Origin of the sequence: Campylobacter devanensis, assembly GCF_002139915.1 — a bacterium.
GTDB classification, from domain to species: domain Bacteria; phylum Campylobacterota; class Campylobacteria; order Campylobacterales; family Campylobacteraceae; genus Campylobacter; species Campylobacter devanensis.
Genome location: NZ_CP018788.1, coordinates 1,251,273 through 1,272,059, shown reverse-complemented (window position 1 = coordinate 1,272,059; position 20,787 = coordinate 1,251,273). Strand labels below are relative to the sequence as shown.

General features: G+C 32.7%; 21 protein-coding genes and 1 pseudogene. 8 read left to right on the top strand and 14 right to left on the bottom strand.

Annotated features, from left to right (window positions below):
• Window positions 1–12: 12 nt before the first annotated feature.
• The 7 genes from CIGN_RS06355 to mshL all read left to right on the top strand — a co-directional run bounded on the left by CIGN_RS06355 (window position 13) and on the right by mshL (window position 6,564).
• A complete protein-coding gene (locus CIGN_RS06355; protein WP_086226748.1) occupies window positions 13–1,530 on the top strand; it encodes a 2-isopropylmalate synthase in 1,518 nt (505 codons plus the stop codon).
• Between the two features lie 124 nt (window positions 1,531–1,654).
• Window positions 1,655–2,248: a hypothetical protein gene (locus tag CIGN_RS06350; protein ID WP_086234225.1), complete on the top strand. Its 594-nt coding sequence runs from the start codon at window positions 1,655–1,657 to the stop codon at window positions 2,246–2,248.
• Window positions 2,226–2,624 carry a hypothetical protein gene (locus tag CIGN_RS06345; RefSeq protein WP_141031701.1) on the top strand — a complete coding sequence of 133 codons (399 nt, stop codon included), beginning with the start codon at window positions 2,226–2,228 and terminating at the stop codon, window positions 2,622–2,624. Before CIGN_RS06350 ends, CIGN_RS06345 begins: the two co-directional genes overlap by 23 nt.
• Window positions 2,625–2,789: 165 nt before the next feature.
• The gene (locus CIGN_RS06340) at window positions 2,790–4,175 is read left to right on the top strand and encodes a hypothetical protein (protein WP_086290368.1); all 1,386 of its coding nucleotides are present in this window, start codon (window positions 2,790–2,792) and stop codon (window positions 4,173–4,175) included.
• A complete protein-coding gene (locus tag CIGN_RS06335; protein WP_086302830.1) occupies window positions 4,165–4,737 on the top strand; it encodes a type II secretion system protein M in 573 nt (190 codons plus the stop codon). The genes CIGN_RS06340 and CIGN_RS06335 overlap by 11 nt, the downstream gene beginning before the upstream one ends.
• The gene (locus CIGN_RS06330) at window positions 4,734–5,105 is read left to right on the top strand and encodes a hypothetical protein (RefSeq protein ID WP_086268665.1); all 372 of its coding nucleotides are present in this window, start codon (window positions 4,734–4,736) and stop codon (window positions 5,103–5,105) included. Before CIGN_RS06335 ends, CIGN_RS06330 begins: the two co-directional genes overlap by 4 nt.
• Window positions 5,086–6,564 carry a pilus (MSHA type) biogenesis protein MshL gene (gene mshL, locus CIGN_RS06325; RefSeq protein ID WP_086225122.1) on the top strand — a complete coding sequence of 493 codons (1,479 nt, stop codon included), beginning with the start codon at window positions 5,086–5,088 and terminating at the stop codon, window positions 6,562–6,564. Before CIGN_RS06330 ends, mshL begins: the two co-directional genes overlap by 20 nt.
• A gap of 82 nt (window positions 6,565–6,646) precedes the next feature.
• On the opposite strand, the gene CIGN_RS08325 is transcribed toward mshL, so the two are convergent.
• From CIGN_RS08325 to accD, 13 genes and pseudogenes are all read right to left on the bottom strand, one after another.
• A complete protein-coding gene (locus CIGN_RS08325) occupies window positions 6,647–6,823 on the bottom strand; it encodes a DpnII family type II restriction endonuclease (RefSeq protein WP_257789261.1) in 177 nt (58 codons plus the stop codon).
• A 61-nt stretch (window positions 6,824–6,884) separates the two neighbouring features.
• Window positions 6,885–7,073, bottom strand: a complete 189-nt coding sequence (locus CIGN_RS08480; RefSeq protein WP_258864364.1) for a DpnII family type II restriction endonuclease — start codon at window positions 7,071–7,073, stop codon at window positions 6,885–6,887.
• A gap of 80 nt (window positions 7,074–7,153) precedes the next feature.
• The gene (locus CIGN_RS06315; RefSeq protein WP_086244258.1) at window positions 7,154–7,636 is read right to left on the bottom strand and encodes a DUF7004 family protein; all 483 of its coding nucleotides are present in this window, start codon (window positions 7,634–7,636) and stop codon (window positions 7,154–7,156) included.
• Window position 7,637: 1 nt separating this feature from the next.
• Entirely contained in the window at window positions 7,638–8,540 is a 903-nt protein-coding gene (locus CIGN_RS06310; RefSeq protein ID WP_086302828.1) for a DNA adenine methylase, read from the bottom strand.
• 42 nt (window positions 8,541–8,582) lie between these two features.
• Complete coding sequence (gene dnaE, locus CIGN_RS06305) at window positions 8,583–12,569, bottom strand: DNA polymerase III subunit alpha (RefSeq protein WP_086302826.1); 3,987 nt, start codon at window positions 12,567–12,569, stop codon at window positions 8,583–8,585.
• Between the two features lie 14 nt (window positions 12,570–12,583).
• Window positions 12,584–13,252: pseudogene (locus tag CIGN_RS08520) on the bottom strand (methyl-accepting chemotaxis protein); the annotation flags it as partial.
• Window positions 13,253–13,825: 573 nt separating this feature from the next.
• Window positions 13,826–14,344 carry a PAS domain-containing protein gene (locus CIGN_RS06295; protein ID WP_086228497.1) on the bottom strand — a complete coding sequence of 173 codons (519 nt, stop codon included), beginning with the start codon at window positions 14,342–14,344 and terminating at the stop codon, window positions 13,826–13,828.
• Window positions 14,345–14,573: 229 nt separating this feature from the next.
• Window positions 14,574–15,188, bottom strand: a complete 615-nt coding sequence (gene recO, locus CIGN_RS06290) for a recombination protein RecO (protein ID WP_086226737.1) — start codon at window positions 15,186–15,188, stop codon at window positions 14,574–14,576.
• Window positions 15,170–16,108 (bottom strand): tRNA dihydrouridine synthase, encoded by a 939-nt coding sequence (locus CIGN_RS06285; RefSeq protein WP_086226736.1) that lies wholly within the window; start codon window positions 16,106–16,108, stop codon window positions 15,170–15,172. The genes recO and CIGN_RS06285 overlap by 19 nt, the downstream gene beginning before the upstream one ends.
• Window positions 16,108–17,100 carry a hypothetical protein gene (locus CIGN_RS06280; RefSeq protein ID WP_086240335.1) on the bottom strand — a complete coding sequence of 331 codons (993 nt, stop codon included), beginning with the start codon at window positions 17,098–17,100 and terminating at the stop codon, window positions 16,108–16,110. The genes CIGN_RS06285 and CIGN_RS06280 overlap by 1 nt, the downstream gene beginning before the upstream one ends.
• 9 nt (window positions 17,101–17,109) lie before the next feature.
• Entirely contained in the window at window positions 17,110–17,466 is a 357-nt protein-coding gene (gene dksA, locus CIGN_RS06275) for an RNA polymerase-binding protein DksA (RefSeq protein WP_086235997.1), read from the bottom strand.
• A gap of 11 nt (window positions 17,467–17,477) precedes the next feature.
• Window positions 17,478–17,924, bottom strand: a complete 447-nt coding sequence (locus tag CIGN_RS06270) for a 23S rRNA (pseudouridine(1915)-N(3))-methyltransferase RlmH (RefSeq protein ID WP_086229759.1) — start codon at window positions 17,922–17,924, stop codon at window positions 17,478–17,480.
• Window positions 17,924–18,796, bottom strand: coding sequence for an acetyl-CoA carboxylase, carboxyltransferase subunit beta (accD, locus tag CIGN_RS06265; RefSeq protein ID WP_086225134.1), 873 nt, complete (start codon window positions 18,794–18,796; stop codon window positions 17,924–17,926). The genes CIGN_RS06270 and accD overlap by 1 nt, the downstream gene beginning before the upstream one ends.
• A 167-nt stretch (window positions 18,797–18,963) precedes the next feature.
• On the opposite strand from accD, the gene CIGN_RS06260 reads away from it, so the two are divergent.
• Entirely contained in the window at window positions 18,964–19,560 is a 597-nt protein-coding gene (locus tag CIGN_RS06260; RefSeq protein WP_086225135.1) for a peroxiredoxin, read from the top strand.
• A 143-nt stretch (window positions 19,561–19,703) separates the two neighbouring features.
• Here CIGN_RS06260 and serC read toward each other — a convergent pair whose 3' ends face one another.
• The gene (gene serC / locus CIGN_RS06255; protein WP_086226732.1) at window positions 19,704–20,780 is read right to left on the bottom strand and encodes a 3-phosphoserine/phosphohydroxythreonine transaminase; all 1,077 of its coding nucleotides are present in this window, start codon (window positions 20,778–20,780) and stop codon (window positions 19,704–19,706) included.
• Window positions 20,781–20,787 lie beyond the last annotated feature (7 nt).

Here is a 20,787-nt window from a genome sequence, read left to right as displayed (position 1 = left end):
AAGGATAATAAAATGGATAAAAATAAAATTATAATTTTTGATACAACATTAAGAGATGGTGAGCAAAGCCCTGGTGCTTCTATGAATACTGAAGAGAAAATTCAAATTGCTCTTCAATTAGAACGCCTTGGCGTTGATGTTATGGAGGCTGGATTTGCTGCTGCTAGTCCTGGAGATTTTGATGCGATTAATCAAATAGCCAAACAAGTAGAATCCATTAAAGTTGCTAGTCTTTCAAGAGCTCTTGAGCGTGATATAAAAGCAGCAGCCGATGCAATCGCTCCAGCAAAAAATAGAAGAATTCACACCTTCATCGCTACTAGTCCAATTCATATGGAACACAAGCTTAAGATGAAGCCTGATGAGGTTATCAAAAGAGCAGTTGAAGCGGTACAATATGCTAAAAGTTTTGTAGATGATGTTGAGTTTAGCTGTGAAGATGCTGGTAGAAGCGATATATCATTTTTAAAAGAGATATGTGATGCAGTGGTAAATGCTGGTGCTAAGACTTTAAATTTGCCTGATACTGTAGGTTTTAGATTGCCATATGAGATAGCTGATATGGTTAGAATTATGAGTGAATACATCGGAGATAGAGCTATTATATCAGTTCATAATCACAATGACCTTGGACTTGCAGTAGCAAATACTCTAGCAAGTATTAAGGCTGGAGCAAGACAGGTAGAATGTACTATTAATGGTTTGGGTGAAAGAGCTGGTAATGCAGCTTTAGAAGAGATCGTTATGGCGATCAAAACAAGAAGCGATGAATTTAGTGGATTATATACTGATATCGTTACTAAAGAGATATATGCTACAAGTCGTTTAGTAGCTAGTATTACAGGTATAGAACCACAACCAAATAAAGCAATTGTAGGCAAAAATGCCTTTGCTCACGAGAGTGGTATTCATCAAGATGGTGTGTTAAAATGCGCTCAAACATATGAAATAATCAAAGCTGAAGATATAGGAGCAGAGAAAAATGCTCTAGTTTTAGGTAAGCATAGCGGTCGTCATGCCTTTAAAGATAAGCTAGTAAATTTAGGTTTTGATCTAAATGATGAAGAGGTAAATGAAGCGTTTAGCAAATTTAAATTACTTTGTGATAAGAAAAAAGAGATTTTTGATGATGATATTAGAGCACTTGTAAGTGATGAGATTATCAAAATCCCTGAGATTTATACAATTGAAACTTTAAGTACTAGCTCATGTAACTCAGGCCATTCAAGTGCAGCTATTAGTATCAAATTTAATGGTGAGATTATTAGTGATGCAGCTCTAGGCAACGGTACGGCTGATGCGATATTTAAGGTAATTGATAGAATAAGCAAGGTTGCTGGAGAGCTAAAAGATTATAAAGTTTCAGCCGTATCTCAAGGCAAAGATGCTCTTGCTAAGGTTACTGTAAAAGTGGCCTTTGGTTCTAGTGAGCCTCCATTTATAGGTCATGGTTTAGATATAGATACTATGATGGCAAGTGCTAAAGCCTATGTAAGTGCTTTAAATAGTTATTTAAGTATGAAAAAATAGGTTTAAATTTGAATTTGGCTACTCTTTTAGCCAAATTCACTTAAAAATTAAATTTGCTTACTAAAATACAACATATTTAACTAAAAAATCCGATATCTATAATAAACTTCTAAAAGGAGAAAATATGCAAATAAATGGCACAAATAGCTTAGATTTTTTAAGCATTAATCCAAATTCGAAAGATAGCATTGAAAGAATTAAAGAAGCTGCAAGCAAGATTGACGCAAGTGAGCTAACAAGAGGCTATCATATGCAGTTTATGCAACAAAGCTTTGAATTATCAAATGGTAATTTTAATATGCAAGTTGGCTTTATGAGTCTTAGCTTTGGGTTTAATAATCAAGATAATAGTGCAAATAATTTTACTCAAGAATTAAAAGATTTACTAAATCAAAATATAGATATTACTGGTTATAGCGGTAAGCCAATTGGCGACCTAAGCCCACAAGAGGCAAGCAACCTAATAAGCGATAATGGATATTTTGGTATTGATAATACCGCAAATCGTATAGCTGATTTTGTTATTAATGGGGCTGGAGATGATGTAGAAAAGATGAAAAGCGGCTTAGAAGGGGTCAAAAATGGCTTCGCTCAAGCTGAAGCTATGTGGGGTCAGGCTTTACCTGATATCTCTGAGCAAACAATGAATAAAACTCTAGATAGGATTAATCAAGCCATTATGGAGCTTAGCGGTAATGCTATTAATATTACTGCGTAGTCTATCCTTATTTATATTACTATTCTTAGTAGCTGGATGTACAGCTGCTAAGAATCACATGGAAATTGCTAAAAACAGCTATATAAAAGGCGTTATAACTTCAATTAGTAAAGTTAATAGCGGTTATGTTTATACTATTGAATCTACTGATACTAGCAATGGTAAGCTCACATCAGCTCAGGGATTTAGCTCTAAGCCTTGCAATGTCGGTGATTTGGTATATGCTAGATTAAATGGAGCTAAATTTGACTATTTTGCTGTTTTGGTTACCGGATTTGAGCGAGTGCAAGAACCGGCCATTATCAAAAAACATCACAGAACCAAGCAAAATCTCACAGTAGATAGTATTCCAGTAGTAGAGAGTATTGAATTTTAATAAATTTATATTATTTAGTGATTAAATATTCTAATAAAAATTATCTCAATTTAAATTTATTTAAAGCAAAAATAGATATAATCAAAGTATAAATTCATAATTTTATTTTTATAATATTTAAAAAATACCGAATTTAACATATTTTATATATTTTAAGGTAAAAAGTTGAAAAAGAGTAGCTTGGTCTGCGTTGATTTATATAAAAATGTAATTTATGACTACTCAAATCACTTTAATCCTAAAGTAAAATATAAAGTAAAAAATAATGAATTTAGTATTTGTTTTATACCAGCTAAAGCTTTAACAACTCTAAAATATTATACTGATGAGAAAGAGAATCTAGGTATAAAGATTATCAAATTTGCATACGATGAGCTGCTTTTAAATCCGCAAAAAGAGTATAAGATTAGCTATTTTGATGATAGTGATGGTGGTTATATGCTTTATATCATCGATATTGAATTAGCTTTGAAGGAATTAGATACTCAAGCAATTAATATCTTAAAAAATATTAATATAATTATTCCATCTCCTTTGTTAATGGGTGGATTTTATAGCTCTAATTTACTTGATAAATCTAGCATAGATTGTTTTATATTTTATGATAATGATGAAAGTTATTTATGCTTTTATCGTAATGGGCGATATGTTATGCATCATGGAATTATATGTGATACTTTGCCTAAGATAGCTAGGAATTGCAAAATTGAATGCACGGCTAAGATTATAGATCAAAATAGCAATAAATTTACTGAGTTATTAAATATAACTATTCAAACTATCCAAAGTATTGCAAATATCGATAAAATCATACCAGATAGGATATATCTTAGTTCATTTATAGGAGATATTATAGGTCTTAATACTGCTTTATCTAATAAGCTTGGGCAAGAGGTTAGAGGGTTTGAGTTTTTAGATAATTTTAAAAGTCCAGCACCGCTTAATTTAATGATGGCAATATACGCTAAGGAGCTAATACATAAAGGGCAGCTGCTAAATTTTACACTATTTAACAAGCCTAAACCGCTATATAAAAGAGCTGATGGTAGGCTATTTATTAGTATTGCTGCTGGAGCGATTTTGGGATTGATTTATCCGATTTATATGCTAATATTAACTTTTAATATAGAGGCTAAATCTACAAAACTTGGAGCAAATTTGACTTTGCAAAACTCAAGCGTGAGTAGTTTAAATAGTAGTCTAATAGCACTAAATAATGAGATTAAAAGTATAACCATACAAATTCAAAATATAAAAAATAATATAAATAAAAACTTAGCTACAATCGATATTATTGCAAGTAAATTTAATAACCAAAATCTAGCTATAATTTTAGCAAATATCGCAAATTTGATGGATAAATATTCGCTTCAAGCAAGGAATATAGAATTAAAAAATAATCAAATAAACATTGCAATCATCTCACAAGATACTCAAAATATTAATAATTTTATAAACTCTTTTAGCGCTAAAACTCACATTGGTCAACTCATCAGTAATCAAAATATTTTTGAATCAAACCTTACGATAGAACAAGAAAATGGATTTTAAATCCTTGTTAGAATCACGCAGCCAAAGAGAACAACATATGATATTTATGGGTGGATTTTTGATTATGTTTTATCTACTTTATCTTAGCTGGGACTATTTTGATAGACTCTATCAAAGCGCTTTAGCTAATTATGAATTACAGTTAAATAACTATATCAGTATGAATTCTCCGCAGCAAATTCAAAATCGCTTAGAGCTAGCAACAAAAAGATTACAAGATAGTAAAATTGAACTAGAAAATTTAAAAGCTGAGAATAGCTTTATCCAATCTCACACTAAAAATCTAGTCGCAATCTTGGATAAATTTAGTTCTAGTAGTGAGATTTTAAGCTTTATTGGGGATAAGGCAAAAGAACATAATATAAAGATTTCTCAAATTTTGCCAAATAATATAAAAGAAAATAGTGCTATTTTATATGATTATAATCTATCTTTTAGCTCGACTTTTACTCAAACACTAGCTTTTATAGATGAGATTAAAGGGGGCTTTATAGATATTAAAGAGGCTAGATTTGAGCCATATAGTAGTCAAATTAGACTAAGTTTGCAGAGCGTAAAATGAGATTGCTTTGTTTATTTTTAACCATGACTACTTTGCTATTTTCTCAAGATTTAAGTACTAAATACAAATATATCTTAGATTTATACAATAAAAGCCCATTAAGGGCAAATTTAAGTGATATAAACCAAGTAAAATCGCCATTTTACATCACTCAAAATGTTCAAACAGACTTTAATTCTAGCACTTTAAAATTAGAGGCTATAATAGAAAATAGAGCCAAAATCAACTCTAATTGGTATGAACTAGGTCAAAGTTGTCAAGAGATTTGCATTTTAGAGATAGAAAACCAAACTGTAATAATACTGCATAATAATAATAAAATTAGGCTTTCAATCTCAAAGGTAAATAATGATATTAAAGTTTTTTAAAATATTAAGTCTAGCTGCATTAACTATAAATCTAAATGCAAATGAGTGTAAAAATAAGAAATTAGATATGAGTCTAAGCCCAAATATAACATCATATGAAATTTTAGCTCAGCTTGCAAATATTTGTAAATTTAGCATTGCTTTAAGCGATTCAAACGCCACTAATGCATTAAAAACCCCAACAAATTTAATAAATATTTCACGCCTTAGTCTTGATGAAATTATACGCTTAGTAGCTGAGTCAAATGATCTTAGTTATGAGTTTAATGATAAAATGTTAAGTTTGTCATATATACAAACTAAAACCTTTAAAATGGATTATATTATCTCAGCTAGACAAGGTCAAGCAATTACTAAAGCTTCTGTAGATTCAGCTCCGATAGAGATTGGCGAGGATTATCAAAATAGTAGTCAAAATGATGAAAATAATCAAGATAATATAATAAAAACTACAGAAAAATTTGATTTTTGGCAAGATCTTGCTAATGAGCTAAAATTAGTATTAAATAGCCATAATGATTCATTTATTGCTCCAGCTCCAATCATTAATCCAGCAGCTGGGCTAATTCATATCACTGGTACTGCAAATCAACTACAAAGAGTACAAAACTATCTAAATTTGCTCTCAAACCGACTTAAAAAGCAGGTTTTAATCGATGTAAAAATAATCTCTGTTGAGCTAGATAATAGCTATACAAAAGGTGTTGATTGGAGTAAATTTGAGCTTGGTTTTAAAAGTTATTTAAGCGATGGTACTTCATCACGCCTAATTTTTAATAAAGGCACTACTCAAAATCCAGCCCATAGCCTAAAGAATATCTCTGGCGGATTTATCATTGGCGGAGATTTACGTCTTAGCCTTGATGGTGTATTAAATTTTTTAAATACTAATGGGAAAAGTCAAATAATCTCAAGTCCTAAAATAATGGCAATGAACAACCAACAAGCCCTAATCTCAGTAGGTGATAATATCAATTATAGAATTGCTGAAGATATTACTAATAATGATACTAGTGAGATTACTAAAACTACTTATAAACAGCACTCTGTATTTATAGGAATTTTACTAAACCTTCTACCTGAAATTAGCGATGAGAATCGCATAATGCTACGTATAAATCCTAGCTTAAGCAGCTTTAAATATTCAGCTGATGATGCTAAGCAGACACAACCTCGTGTAATCGCTCCAGATACTATGCAAAAAAAGTTATCTACTGTGGTAGAAATTTCTAGTGGTGATAGTATAATTTTAGGTGGTTTAATCGCTAAAAGTCTAGGTAACGAGATTAATAAAGTTCCAATTTTGGGTGATATTCCTTTGCTTGGGTATCTATTTAAAAGCGACCGACAAACTAGCAAAACCAGTGAATTAATCTTTATTATCACTCCAACTATAATTAACGGCCCGATTTTACCAAATGAACTTGGATTTGATGGAGTAGAAATATTTAATAAATAGTGTTTTGTTTAATATTTTAGTGATTTTATAAATGCAAAAAAGTTAATAAGCTTAAGAATAATTTAGTGTTTTTATCGTATATTCAAACCAAAGATTCAAGAAAACTTTTAGAAACTTCAGCTAACATTTTATAACTTCTAGCAGTTTCATTTAGTTTAGAGCCATTGCTTGAATAAAAGTTTGTTTCAAAAGCATAAATGCAATTATTGGTTTTAACTACATAATCAAATCTTTTAGCAACTTTACCTAGATTTGAAATTAGGTCAGATAAACCAGTTTTTCTAACAATTCAATATCGTCAATATTAGTAAAGTTATATTTTAATTTTTTCCATTATCTATTACTTTGATTTCTTTTTCTCTTACAGCAATAAGTAGAGGTAAACATTTTCTTATTTCAGGGTATTTATTAAATAATAAATCAAAGTCATATTCCATATTTTTTGAACCTATTAAAGAGCTCATAATATTCAACTCAACTTTGATTTTATCAATATTTTTATAAACAATGCTAAAAGTCTGTGTAATATTCGTAAGTTGCTATACTATCAGTAAAATTTGCAAACCATTCATTAAAATTTCTTTTCATATTAAAAACCTCTTTTTTGACATTCTTGTAACAATATTACAGCACGTTTTCCTCTGCTAAAATTTGCAGCTTCATAGGCCGATAGATTTTCCATCATAATTTGATGAAACCCTAATCGTTTAATTTTTTTCTTTAGTATTGCATTAGCTTTTCTTTCTTCAGCCACCATTCCTAGATATATCACGGTAAACCATTTATCAACCCACAAGGAATTTTCTCCATACGAAACACTTATTTCAGTTATTAGGTTAAGTATTGCATTATTAACAACATCAGTTGTTTTATCATATATCAAACAAAAATCATTATATATTTTACTATCACCATAAATTTTAGCTAAATCAATGAAATATTGAAAATATTCAATATCTCTGGGAGCTTTTGCAGATAAATTTTTTTCTTTTAGATACACACAATAGTCGTCAAATTTACCACGATCATAATATACTATAGAATTATCAATAAATCTTTTTAAAATATTCATTCTATCTTCTCCTTTTGTAGTTCATTATAACAATTTCAGTTATATCGCCACGCTTACTTGCTGAAGAGTTTATCATTCTTTTTGCAAAAACCCTCTCAATTTCAAAACCTTTATATATATCATCAAAGAAATTGTCTTCTTCGTTTGTATTTTTAGGGTCAGAATTTGAAAGCATCAACAGAGATTTTTTATTATCTAAAAATTTATAATTCTCTGTAAGTTTTATTTGATCATTATCATCAAATCCAGATTTATCATAACTCACAAATGAATTCTTTTCCATAAGTGGTCTATATGGTGGGTCAAAATATACAAATGTGTTATTATCTGCTTTTTCTAAGACTTGTTCATAACTACCAAAACTTATTTCAACTTTTTGTAATAGATGAGAACACAACCTTAAATTTTCTTTATCGCAAATTAGTGGATTTTTATATTTGCCGTGTGGTACATTAAACTTTCCATCTTTATTAACCCTATAAAGTCCATTAAAACAAGTTTTGTTTAAAAATATAAAATCAGCACATTTTTCAAAGTCATAGTGTTCGTTTAAATGAATTTCATTGTATCTATCTCTAACTTTATAAAAATAACTAGCTCTATCTTCGCTTGATAAATATTCTTTTTCTAATATATCTAATTGTTTTATTACTTCTTTAAGATCTGCCTTAATACAACGATAGCAGTTAATAAGCTCTTTATTAATATCATTTATATATGCTTTCTCAATTTGATAGTTTTGTAAAATATCAAAAAGAACAGCACCACCACCGACAAATGGCTCAATATATATTTTAACTTCTCCATTTATTAATTCTTGTGGATATAGCTCTTTAAATTTATTTAAAAGCTGCCCTTTTCCACCAGCCCATTTTAAAAATGGTTTAGATAATTTTTTGTTCATTTCAATATTCTTTCAAAATTATAACTTAGTAATTTAATATATTTATCCAACTAAAAGCGTATTTAGCTCACTTTCGAAATCATCAGTTACGCTAAATTCAGTTACAAACTGCATAATTTGCGTTTTGTTCTCATCTAAAACTCTTAAGATCAAGCTCTTTTTGGCTCCGATTATAGCGTTGTGTCTGTGTGCGAGTTGGTAAATTTGATTGATTTTATTTTTGTTTAAAGCGCTTAATTTTAGCTCAATTTCTAATTTGCCAACGATATTTGAGCTAGGTTGTTCGATAGTAGTTTCTGTATTTATGGCTCTTTTTTTAGGTGCGTTTCTAAGGGTTATATCGCCATTTTTTGCCTCATCTATATCGATGATTTGATTGACTATCATTTTTGAGTTTGTGTCTCTTGGTGGTGTGACTTTGAGTGCGTATAATCTATCTGTGTTGATTATCTCACTAGCTTGAGTACAAGCCACATCAAAGGCAAACATATCGGCATTTGAGCTTTTGTCAGTTACGCTTAATATCGCCATTTTATTGCCTGATTTTGTATCTTTGATGCTGATATCATTTAGCTTAGCAATGATGAGATGTTCGCCGTTTTTAGCACTTTTTAAGATATCTAGGATTGTAGAGTGCTTGATGGCGTCAAAATACTCTTTATTCTCTTCTATCTCTTCGGCGGTGATTTTGTTGGATTTTAGTGTGATTTTGGTATTTCCGGCCTCTTCAAGAGTGTAAATTTCATTTACTTTTAACTTGACTTGTTGGTCGTCTCTATTAAAAAGCATCTTAAATACAAGTGGTTTATTTAGCTCATCTTTTGGCATTGATTCTATCTTTTGTATATGAGAAAATACCGTAGCTTCCATACTTCCATACATATCAAGGATGGTTATGATACCCATTTTATTGCCAGATTTTGTCAGCTTGATTGAAATATCTTCTATCTTGCCTATTACGATAATCTCATTGCCATCTTCGATAGTGTCAAACTGCGTTGAATTCGTATGCGAAATGGCTTCAATGCTACTTTTAAACTCATCTAATGGATGTCCGCTGATATATACGCCTAGATACTCTTGTTCGAAGCTTAAAAGCTCTCTTTGGGTGAATTCATCTGGGGCTAAGCTTAGATTAAGCACCATTTTACTCATACTCTCATCATCGCCAAATAGTGAGAATTGCGCCTCTCTTTTGATATCGGAGCTTTTTTTGGATTGGTCTGTGATATACTCAAGATTTTGCATCAAAGTTTTTCTAGTGTAGCCAAATTCATCCAAGGCGCCTGATTTTATGAGTGATTCATAAACTCGCTTATTTACTGCGGTACAATCGCTTTTAGACACTAGATCTTCTAAGCTATTTAGGCCATCTTTTCTGATATTTGTGATATCTTCAATCGCTGATCCCCCAACGCCTTTAATAGCGCCTAAACCATAGATGATGGCATCCTTACCTTCATTGCTAATAACGCTAAATTCACTACTACTTTTACTAACGCTAGGCGGGAGTAGCTCTATATCTAGGCGGCGGATCTCTTCTATATATTTGGTGATTTTATCGGCGTTATTCTCTTCACTACTTAAAAGAGCAGCCATAAATTCAGCCGGATAATAGGTCTTTAAATATGCTGTTTGAAAGGTGATAAGAGCATAAGCTGCGGAGTGGGATTTGTTAAATCCATATTCGGCAAATTTCATAATCAACTCAAAGAGCGCATCAGCCTTATCCCTATCAAAGCCATTTTGAGAAGCACCATCTAGATACTGGGTTTTGAGCCTTAACATCTCATCTTCTTTTTTCTTACTCATTGCCCTGCGGACTAAATCCGCTCCACCAAGGCTAAATCCACCCACGGTTTGGACTACTTGCATGACTTGCTCTTGATAGACTATAACTCCATAAGTTGGCTCCAATATCGGTCGCAAGGCATCAAAAGCGTATTCTACGCTCTTTTTGCCATGTTTGATATCTATAAAGTCATCCACCATACCTGAATTTAGCGGCCCTGGGCGATAGAGTGCGATCATAGCGATTATATCTTCGAAGCAATCGGGCTTTAATTTGGCGGCCAATTTTTGCATTCCGCTAGATTCTATCTGAAAAATTCCAAGAGTGTTGCCACTTTGTATAGTTTGGTAGGTTTTAGGGTCGTTAAAATCGATCTTTTCCCATAAAATATCTTGATTGAATCTAGCTTTAATAAGCTTAATCGCATCATCAATCACAGTTAGAGTTTTAAGCCCTAAAAAGTCAAATTTGATTAGATCTACATCTTCTAAATAATCCTTAGTATATTGCGTAACATAGTGGCCATCTTCGGCGTTGCTTTGTCGCCATAGTGGTGCCTTTTTCCATAGTTCTTCATTGCTAATTACTATACCAGCAGCGTGCATACCGGGATTTCTATTTAAGCCTTCAAGCTCGCAAGCATATTGCCACACGCTTCTAGCTAGCTCATTATTCTCTATCAATTCAGCGATTTTTGGCTCTTTTTCAAAGGCTCCAGGCTCAAATTCACCCTTTTTATTTGTGTAGCCTTTTAAGCTAATTCCAAGCTCATCAGGAATTAGCTTTGCCATCGCATCAGCATCAGCGTATGGCATACCCATAACCCTAGCGACATCTCTTATAACACCTTTGGCTAAGAGCTTACCAAATGTAGCTACTTGAGCGACATTATACTGGCCATATTTTTCAATCACATAATCAATAACTTCGCTTCTGCGGTTTTGACAAAAATCCACATCAATATCAGGCATACTGATACGCTCAGGATTTAAAAATCTCTCAAATAGCAAGTTATATGGGATCGGATCAAGGTCAGTTATACGAAGGGCGTAAGCTACCAAGCTTCCAGCAGCCGAGCCACGCCCTGGGCCTACTGGGATACCGCGCTTTTTGGCTTCGTTGATAAAGTCAGCCACGATAAGCATGTAGCCTGGGAATTTCATATTTTTAATGGTGTTTATCTCTAAGTCTAGCCTATCTTTGTAAATTTGATGTTTGCTAGGATCGATAAACTCTAAACGCTTTTTAAGCCCCTCTTTACACTCATATTCAAACAAAAGGCTATCATTATCCAAATCATACTCTAAATTTGGATTTGGCAAGGCTAGATCCCTTGCTTTGGCATATTCTTGAGTGAATTTAAAATTTGGCGGAGTGGCGTTGCCTAATTTAATCTCTAAATTACACTTATTTACTATCTCTTGGGTATTAGATACCACTTCTGGGATATCAGCAAAAATCTCGCTCATCTGCTCTGGGGATTTAGCATAAAATTCGCTTAAAACCTGCTCTTTGACACTCTCATCGAAATTTTTATTGGCTGAGATATAGACAAAGATTTTTTGTGCTATGGCGCTATCTTTGGTGGTGTAGTGAGCGTCGTTTGTGGCGATTAATTTAATACCAGTCTCTTTAGATAATCTGATAATATCGCTATCGATTCGCTGCTGGTCAAATATCCCATGACGCATAATCTCAAGATAAAAATCATCACCAAATATATCTTTATACTCTAGCGCTGCGGCTTTGGCTGCTTCATATCCGCCTGCGCCCCTTTTGATATTTCTCTCACTTAAATTTAGATGAAAATTCACCTCACCAGCCAAACAAGCCGAGCTACAAACTAGCCCCTCACTATGCTCTCTTAATAGCTTTTTATTGATTCTTGGATAGTAGTAATAACCCTTGATATAGCTCATTGAGCTAAGATACATTAAATTTTGATATCCTATCTCATTTTTAGCAAATAAGCATAGATGAAATCTATATCTACTCTCTTTAGAGCTTATATCATCGTTATTATGGATATAGGCTTCAAGACCAATAATTGGCTTTATCCCCTCAGCCCTCATCCCTTTATAAAACTCAATTGCTCCAAACATATTTCCATGATCAGTAATAGCACAAGATTTTATATTCATCTCTTTTAGTCTTTTAGCTAAAGTTTTAATCTTATTAGCTCCATCTAAAAGCGAATACTCAGTATGTAAATGCAGATGGGTAAAATCCAAACTCATATATAAATCCTAAATTAATTTTTATTTGATACTACGCTATCTATACTTTTAAAGATAAAACTACTATTTTGTTCTATGGTATTAAATTTATCAACAAGTTTATCTATATCTTGTCTATTTTCATCTCTTAAAACTTTAATTATCAACTCTAAAGCCTCTTTGATTTTAGCAGTTTGTTCTGGGCTGAATTTAGCAAAATTACTCTCACAATCATGCAATAACTCATCTATATGCGCTTTTTGCTCTGGAGTAAATTTTAGCTCATTTAATGCGTTATTATAAGCTGTGGTTTTGGCTAAAATAAGATCAATTTTGGTTAAAATTCCAATAGTTTTATTTTGCGTTAATTCTGAGACTTTAGCTGTAGTAGCTGCGTCAGTACTAAAATTTTCTAGAGCCTCTTTTAATTTATCTGTGTTATTTAAAGCTGTTTGGGCCACTTGATTTATCATATCAGTTGAGCGGTTTAATTCATCGGCGTCTTGACTTAGCATTGTTACGGTACTTTCAATATCAGCAGTAGCTCTAGTTGTATTTTCTGCTAATTTTCTAACTTCATCAGCAACAACTGCAAATCCTCTACCATGCTCACCGGCACGAGCAGCTTCAATGGCGGCATTTAGAGCAAGAAGATTAGTTTGGTCAGCTATATCTTTAATTAAATTTACTACACTACTAATATCGGTTGCTCTTTGATATATATTTTGAGTAGTTTGGTTAGTATTTGATGTTATTATATGAAAATTTGAACTTAGCTCTTCGACTTTGCTTATGCTCTGGGCGGCAATAGCAGCAGTTTGCTGACTAGAATTTACTACCTTAGCTAAATCACTTACACTTGCGATTAGATCTCTTTGAACGCTATCCATTCCATTTGTGCCATTGCCAAGTTCGGTAAATTTTTGGCTTAAAATTCCTCTGATTTTTCCTTTTTGCCCCTCTAAAACACCGGTTACGCCTTCGCTTAGAGATTCTGCGTTATTTCTAAAAATCCCTTTAAATCCCTCAACATAGATATTTCGATAGTCTTTGCCACTTCTGGCTGCTAAAATGCTACTTTGGGTCTCTCTTTGTAGGGCTTCTACTTGATCTAAAAGGTCATTGATATACTTAGCTATCGTTACTAATCTAGAATCATTATCAATATTTGTAATCCTAGCTTCTAATTTGCCTTTTGATGCGCCACATACTACTGCTACTATCTCATTATAAACAATATCATCAAATTTACTTTTTTTGCTAAATATACCCATTTATTATCCTTTTGTTCTTTGTAGTTCATTGACAAAGCGGTCGTATGTAGTGTTGTGCGTAGCTAATAAATCGGCTATATATTTTTGGCTAGCTTCGATTCCGCTGAATTTTTCTAATTCTAACATTTTTTGGTATATTGGGATGATTTTCTCCACGGCTTGTGGATTGGCTTTGCGTCGCACTGAGTAGTAGCCTATGATATTGCCACTTTCATCAAGAGAGCTTGTAACATTGGCAAATACCCAGTAATACCCACCATCAAAGGTTATATTTTTAACAAAAGCAAATATCTCTTGTTTGTTTTTTATCCTATCCCAAAGTAGCTTAAATACATACTTTGGCATATCAGGATGGCGAACTATATTGTGATTTTTGCCTATGAGATCTGAATTTTTGGCATTTACGATATTTAAAAAATAGCTATTAGCATAAGTAATGTAGCCTTTTAAATCTGTCTTTGTAGTAATGAAAGCTTCATCGCCAATCTCTTTTTGCTGATTATTTAGTAGATTAGTACTCATTTTGCTCTCCCGCAATTTTCTAAACTACAAATTTTATAAAAAAATATATTAAATTCTAATATATTTAGTGTAAAATAGTGCTTTTTAGTTTTAGATTATATTATATTGCCGTAATAATAACTTGCAAAATAAATACTTATCAAAATATTTACTTTAATACTTTTGATTTATTTTATTATTATTTTCTTGATATGTTTTAGAAGATAAAGCAATCCATATAAACAAAAAATTAAAACCCCTCTAAAAGGATAAAATATAACTCTTTGATTTGTGTATCGTTTAAGTGAGCAGTTGAAGCAGTAGAAAGAAATTTGATCACGCTATCATAGTTTAATGGATTTTTGCCTATGCATTCAGGATGGGCAAGTAAAAATGCTCTACCAAGTCCGACTTGTTCATTAAGCTTGCCATCGCAGATAAAACAACTAGTATCAATATGCAATCGCCCCTCAAATTTTAAAATCATTGCATAGGATTCAAGTACGACTCTAATAGGGTTTTGGCGGTGAAATTTCTTAGCACACATTTCAAGTATTTCAAAATAAAACTCATCACTCTCTTGTACATCACGTAAATGATCAGCCATTAGCCGCATAAAATTTTGCCAAACTAAAAGTCGTTCACGCTCAATTAACCAGCTAAATCCTAGATGCATAGTCGAGCGAAGATGCGGCAAAAAGCTTTTACTTTCAACTAATTCAAAATCAAGTTTAAATCCTTGAGTGATAATAGGGTGACGAGCGCCATAAAACCTATAACATTTGATCTGTTTGTGCGGAGAGAGAATTGTGACAATACAGTCTTCATCTCTTACTTTTTGAACCTTTAAGATATAGCCCTGCATGGGTCAAAAAATTGTTCAATCTGCTCTCTCATCTGCTCTGGAGAGTGTATTTGATTAACGCTAGATCTAAATTCGCTAGCCCCATTAAGACCTTTGGAGTATTCGTGTAAATGTTTGCGAAAAATCCCTATAGCATGATTACCATAAGTATTAAGCATTAGTTCAAAATGTTCTTTAATTACTTGTCTTTTTTCATCTGGATTTATACTTTGATTTTCTTTAATCTCTTTAAATATCCATGGAGAACCAATACTAGCTCTGCCAATCATCAGTCCATCACAACCAGTAGTTTTTAATACATTTTGATAGTTATCTAGATTAATGTCGCCATTGGCAATAACTGGAATTGTTGTATTTGATTTTATTTTAGCGATGGCTTCATAATCAACTGGTGCGCTATATCCACCAGCTCTAGTTCGTCCATGCACACAGATAAAATCAGCCCCAGCGTTAGCTAAATCTTGAGCTATTAGGTGTGCCATTTTGGTGTTAAATCCTAGACGAATTTTAACCGAAGTATAGCGTTTATTTGATTTAGTTTTAATCGTTTCAATGATATTACATAGCAATTTTGGTTCATTTAATAAGGCTGAACCGGCATTTTGTTTTATTACTTTTGGCACTGGACAACCACAGTTTAAATCAATTCCATCAATCCCATCAAATTCATTTAAAATCTCTACTGCTCTAGCGATTACGTCTGTGTCGCTACCTGCTAGCTGAACTATATATGGCGTTTCTAGTGGAGATTTTTCTAGCATTGCTAAGGTCTTATCATGTTCATATACAAGAGCATTTGAGCTAATCATTTCACTAACTGTACAATCGCAGCCAAAACGCTTAGCTAGGCTGCGAAGTGGTAGATCAGAAAAGCCCGCTAAAGGGGCTAAAAATAACGGTTTTGAGCTAAAATCAATCATTAATAAAATAGATCCGCTCTAGCGATTTTACCATGATCTCTTAAAAAGAGTAAGGTCTCAATACGCTCAAATTTAGCATTACCGCTCATTATCGCTTCTCTAAGCTTTTCTATCATTTGGAAGTCATAAAGTAGATATAAATATGCTTCAAATGCAGCCCCTTCATCATTTCTAAGATGCTCAAACATAGATATAAGCAGATCTGGCTCAACTTTTGTTTTAAGAATTTTAGCAATTTTAATATATTCATCTGAGGTAAATTTAACTTTATTAATAATTCCAAACATATCATTTGTACTAATTTCAAATTTGTCTTTAGAGTATCTATTTACCAGTGTTAATACATCGTTATTTGTGTAGATTGGATTGAATTTAGATAGTTCTAAAAACGAACCATTTTCTACGAGTGCATTTGAAGCAAAAGTTCTTAATTCTTCGTTTGCATCATTGCTAGATAAGATGGTAATAGCGTATTTATAGTCAGCTTGAATTTTGTTTTTTTCATTTTGGATATAGAGTGGATTAGTTTTTAAAAGCTTAAATCTTTTTAACTCACATACTTTTCCAGTTTTTACATCATTGTAAAGCTCATAGGCGGCTCTTAAATCATCGTTATGAAGAACTGGTTTGCCTAAATTTAGCCATGGAGAAAGAGATTTTGTAACCTCACTTGAAGCTGCAAAAAGATCGGTTTTAAAATCTTTATTTGACTCTAGTCCAAGGTAAATTTCCTTAGCTAAAACATTATAAATTTGAGCATCGCTTTTCATTGCTCTACCTTCTAGGTAGATTTTAAACCCATAGTAGCTCATATGCAAAAGTGCTAAAATCGCAAAGATACAAAGTGGCACCACAAGCCATGTAGCTACTGGTAATTCAAGTGTATAGCTAAGAATATTTATAGCATAATTTTGGTCAGCAAACGAAAAAGTGACCAGCCAAACAAGCCCAATATAGATAACAGAATATAAGAAAAATCGTCTAGTTTTCATCTTTTACCCTTATTTTATTATTGTTTTTTCAGCAATTTCACGACACGTAATGCAGTAGCGTGCGTGTGGTTTTACTTTTAGGCGTTCTATATCAATATCATCTTCGCACATATCGCAAATACCATAAATTCCAGATTCAATTTTTTTTAATGATTGATCAATTTCATTAAGCTCTTGTTGTTGTTTAGCTGAGATTGAGTGTTCTAGTTCTTCATCAGCACTAATACTAGCAAAGTCAAGCTCATCAGTAGCACCACTTTGTCTAAGTCCATCAATCTCGCTAGCTGCATCATTGATATTTCTTTGAATTTGCTCTTTTCTCTCTAAAAGCAACTCTTTAAAATACTCTAGTTGGCTTGTTGTCATATAACTCCTTTTTATTTATGATAGGGGTGGTTTGCATTAATGCAAAGAGCGCGAAAAATCTGCTCATATAGTACGAGTTTAGCTATTTTATGCGCAAATGTTAGCCGTGATAAACTCACTAACTTATGCATCTCTCCCCGTAAATTATCACCTAAACCATAAGCCCCGCCAATAAAAAATGAAATTTGATTTCTATCTTTAAGAAGCTTTGCAAACTCAAAGCTATCAAGCATTTCACCACGCTCATCAAGTCCGATGCAAAAACCATTTAAACAAGGCTTATATGCTTCTTCATATGCTCTATGCGATGCGGCTTGGCCTTGAATTTGAGCTTTAGCAATTTGTGGGCTAAATTTATTAATCTCTTTAATATTAGCCCATTTGCTACTCATCTTGATATAATCTTTTATATCTTTATCATCATCAAGCTTTTGAAGACAATGGACTAGAATTTGCACTAAATAGCCTCATTAATTGGGCTATAAAAATTATCATTTTTCATAAAAAATCTTATCATATCACTAAGATATTTTTTATGCTCATCTCTTGGGACTATAGCATCTATTAATCCATGCTCTAGTAAGAACTCAGCTCTTTGAAAACCTTCAGGTAGGCTTGCTTTAATAGTTTGTTCAATAACTCTTTGGCCTGCAAAACCTATTAAAGCTTTTGGCTCAGCAATGATTAAATCACCTAGCCAAGCAAATGAGGCTGAAACTCCACCCATAGTAGGGTCAGTAAGAACTGAGATATATGGCAATCTATTATCGCTTAAAAGTTTGAGTGCAGCACTAGTTTTGCTCATTTGCATAAGACTAAATGTACTCTCTTGCATTCTTGCACCACCGCTTGCACTTACTATAATAAGTGGATTTCTTTTTTCTATCGCTCTGCGAACTGCACGAGTGATTTTTTCACCTTCAACTGAGCTTAGGCTACCACCCATAAAGCTAAAATCAAAAACCACAAGCTGAACTGGTTGGCCATCAATTGTAGCTTCTCCTGAGATTACTGAGCTTGTTTTGCCATTTTTACTTTGACCTTCTTCAATTCTCTTTTTATATGATTTTTTATCTACGAAATTTAATGGATCTATTGGTCTTAAATTTGCATCAAATTCAACAAAACTTCCAACATCGCTAATTAATTCTATTCTTTTTTGAGCGCTAAGTCTCATATGATATCCACATTTTGGACAAACATTATAGCATGCTTCAACTTCTTTAAAATACATTAAAGAGCTACAACTGCTGCACTTTACCCAGTGACTTGGAGCTTCACTTGGGTGAGATTGTTTTTTGCGTATTTTTGAAAAAAAATCACCTAGCATTTTTTTCCTTTAATAAAAAATTGGGCGATTATAGCAAATTTTTCTTTAAATTCATATTTTTATTACTTTTAAATTGATTTTATAGATTGTTTTATCTGCGTTTAATTATAGTTAAATTTACATAGATACAATTTCGCAATTCATAAAAATTATTAAGGAGATTTAGTATGATAGTTACTAATAAAGCACCACAACTAAGTGGCGTAGCAGTTCTAGGTAATGGTCAAATTGAAGAAAATTTTGATCTATATAAAAACATTGGACCAAAAGGTGCAGTAGTATTTTTCTATCCAAAAGATTTTACATTTGTTTGCCCAAGCGAAATCATCGCTTTTGACAAAAGATATAAAGAATTTAAAGATAGAGGTATTGAAGTTATCGGCGTTAGCACAGATAATGAATACTGCCACTTTGCATGGAGAGAAACAGATATTAAACAAGGCGGTATCGGTAGAGTACAATTCCCTCTAGTAGCTGACCTTAAAAAAGAGTGGGCAAGAGGATTTGATGTACTATTTGATGAAGCAGTAGCTCTAAGAGGTAGCTTCCTACTAGATAAAGATGGTACAGTTCGCCACGCAGTAATAAACGATTTACCACTTGGTAGAAATATCGATGAAATGGTAAGAATGGTTGATACAATGCTATTTACAAATGAGCATGGTGAAGTTTGTCCAGCTGGCTGGAACAAAGGTGATAAAGGTATGAAACCTACAACTGAAGGTGTAGCAAGCTACCTATCAACTGATGGCGACAAACTATAATTCTACCTTTTAATTAATTTGGCTGCGACTCGCAAGGGTCGTAGCCTTTTTTTATGTCTAATTTTTACAATCAGATATTTTGTATTTAATATAAAATTTAAAAGCCCTTTAAATAGAGTTTAACTACCTAAAAGGCTTAAAAATTATCCATGTGTTCTTTGGAATTCCTTCATAAATTCACATAGAGTTTGTACGCTTTGTTGTGTTACGGCATTATATATAGAAGCTCTTAAACCACCTAAGATTCTATGACCTTTTAATCCTATCATTCCATTTTGTTCAGCTAATTTAACAAAAGCTCCATCAAGTTCAGCACTTGGAGTAGCAAAACTAACATTCATTAAACTTCTTGAACCTGGTTTTGCAAATGCTTTGTAAAAATCTGAATTATCTATAAGTTCATATAAAGCAGCTGCTTTTTGCTCATTTACAGCATTTATAGCATTTAAACCACCTTGATCTTTGATCCAATCAAGAACCAAATCAAACATATAAATTCCAAATGTTGGAGGTGTATTAGCTAGTGAATTAGCCTCTATTTGCGTTGTATAACGAAGCGGAGTAGGAACGCTATCTTTAACTCTTGCGGCTAAATCTTTTTTAACTATAACAATAGTTATACCAGCTGGGCCAGCATTTTTTTGTGCTCCACCATAAAACAGACCGATATTATGTGCCTTAAAATCAATTTCACGGCTTAAAAGATCAGAACTGCTATCTACTACTAGTGGGCATTTTGGGCTTGGAAGTGTGGCGTATTGTGTGCCATAAATCGTGTTATTTGAGCAGATATAACCATAATCAGCATCATCGCTAAAATTAAAATTTGGAATGTGATCAAATTTAGTATCTTCGCTACTTGCTATTACCTTGTAATTGATATTTTGGATTTTGGCTTCTTTGATTGCTTTTTGCGTCCAAACACCGGTATTTACATATTCGGCCACGCCACCAGTGTAAATATTCATCGGAATTTGAGCAAATTGCAAAGTCGCACCACCTTGTAAAAATAGCACCGCATAATCATCGCCGATATTATAAAAACTTTTTAGTTTAGCAATGGCGTTATTGTGTAACTCTTCAAAAACTTTCCCCCTATGGCTAACCTCCATAATACTAAAGCCAAGACCATGATAATTAGTAAATTCAGCCTGTGCACGCTCTAAAACTGCTAATGGAATCGCACTTGGACCAGCACTAAAATTTAAAACTCTACTCATTTTATCC